The following is a 1,848-nucleotide window of genomic DNA, read 5'->3' as shown; positions in this document are numbered from 1 at the left end:
GGCGAACCGTGTTCTTTTTTAGCACAAGTGTTGGATAACGCACTACCCACTGTCACTTGGAATCACACCATTACTCACGCGCTGTGGCACAAACTGGCGATCAATTGTGTGATCAACCCACTCACCGCGATTCATCAATGCCGCAATGGAGAGCTTGCACAACCTCATTATCGCTCAATCATTGAACAACTTATCGATGAACTCATCCCTGTCATGCAAGCCGAACAGATACCCTGCCATAAAATGGAATTAACCCACACGATTGATCAAGTCATCACAGCAACGGCAAAAAATTACTCCTCCATGCAGCAAGATGTTGTTTATCGTCGCCAAACCGAGATAGACTTTATCACTGGCTATGTGGTGCAAAAAGCTCAGCAGCATGGGCTGATGATGCCAACGCATCTGAAGTTGTATCAGCACATTCGCTCAATAGAAACAAGTTGGATACCGTCATGAAAAAACGCATATTGGTCCCGATTGCTCCTGGAACAGAAGAACTAGAAGCGGTCACCATCATTGATATTTTACGTCGTGCCGATTATGAAGTGATTATCGCCAGCGCCGATTTTTCAGGCCAATTAAACGTGCTTGGATCTCGGGGGATTATACTGACAGCCGAGTGCCAACTGGTTGATGTGGCCGATGAAGAATTTTCCGCTGTTGTTCTCCCAGGTGGGCTCAAGGGAGCGGAAGTATTACGCGATAGTACCTTGTTAGTCGAAATTCTTAGACAGCAAAAATACGATGGTCGTCTGGTGGCCGCCATTTGTGCCTCACCTGCCGTGGTTTTAGAGCATCATCAGTTATACCCTAAGGCGATCATGACCGCTTACCCCAGTTTTCAAAATCAGATTTCTCAAGATCGCTGGCGTAACCGGCGAGTGACCTTTGATGTTAACCATAACTTACTGACGAGCCAAGGGCCGGGTAGCGCACTCGAATTTGCGATAGAAATTATTGCTCAACTATCAGGAAAAGCGGTGGCAAAACAAGTTGCACTTCCTTTAGTTCCCCTTCCTCAACTGCACTACGAAAAATTAAGCGAAGAATAATTTCCTATGTTAGATATCACCGCCATCCGTGGGCAATTTCCCGCATTAACACAGCAGATCAATCAAGCACCGCTGGTTTATTTAGACAGCGCGGCCACCACTCAAAAACCACAATGCGTGATTGATACCTTGAGCCATTATTATGCAACACATAATGCCAATGTTCATCGGGGAAGCCACGCCTTAACGGCTCAAGCCACTTCACAGTTCGAAGCCGCACGACACTGTGTCGCAGAGTTTATCGGCGCAAAGCAGAGCTGCAATATCATTTGGACACGAGGCGCGACTGAAGCGCTCAATCTGATAGCCCAAAGCTATGCTCGTAATACGTTACTTCCGAGAGACGAAATACTGCTTTGTGAAACAGAGCATCACGCCAATATCGTGCCTTGGCAAATGGTTGCCCAGCAAACGGGAGCTAAAGTGGTCAAAATCCCAATGACTGAGCAAGGAGAATTTGATTTAAACGCTTTTTATCAAAAACTTACGCCGCAATGTAAAATCGTCTCACTGGCTCATGTGACCAATGTGACAGGAGCACGTAATCCAATCGAGTCAGTGATTAAAGCGGCCCATGATATTGGTGCCATTGTGGTAGTCGATGGGGCGCAAGGCATTGTCCATGAGAAGGTGGATGTTACTGAACTTAATGCCGATTTCTATGTGTTCTCCGGCCATAAACTGTACGCCCCAACCGGAATTGGAGTGCTGTATGGCAAAACCGACTTATTAAACTCGATGCCGCCTTGGCATGGCGGCGGAAAGATGGTGGATAAAGTCTCTTTTTCCGGCA

At 46.9% G+C, this 1,848-nt stretch carries 3 protein-coding genes; all 3 read left to right on the top strand.

From position 1 onward, the window contains the following. The coding region (locus tag B7C60_RS19145; protein WP_245869329.1) for a 2-dehydropantoate 2-reductase at window positions 1–459 on the top strand (459 nt) is incomplete at its 5' end. After that, window positions 456–1,055 carry a DJ-1 family glyoxalase III gene (locus tag B7C60_RS12170; protein ID WP_099611874.1) on the top strand — a complete coding sequence of 200 codons (600 nt, stop codon included), beginning with the start codon at window positions 456–458 and terminating at the stop codon, window positions 1,053–1,055. The genes B7C60_RS19145 and B7C60_RS12170, both read left to right, overlap by 4 nt. Before the next feature lie 6 nt (window positions 1,056–1,061). After that, window positions 1,062–1,848: aminotransferase class V-fold PLP-dependent enzyme (locus tag B7C60_RS19140; RefSeq protein ID WP_245869326.1), on the top strand; the 787-nt coding region annotated here is incomplete at its 3' end.

It is taken from the genome of Vibrio fujianensis (assembly GCF_002749895.1).
GTDB lineage: Bacteria > Pseudomonadota > Gammaproteobacteria > Enterobacterales > Vibrionaceae > Vibrio > Vibrio fujianensis.
Note: the sequence above shows the minus strand (reverse complement) of the source record. Positions and strands in the feature narration are given on the sequence as shown.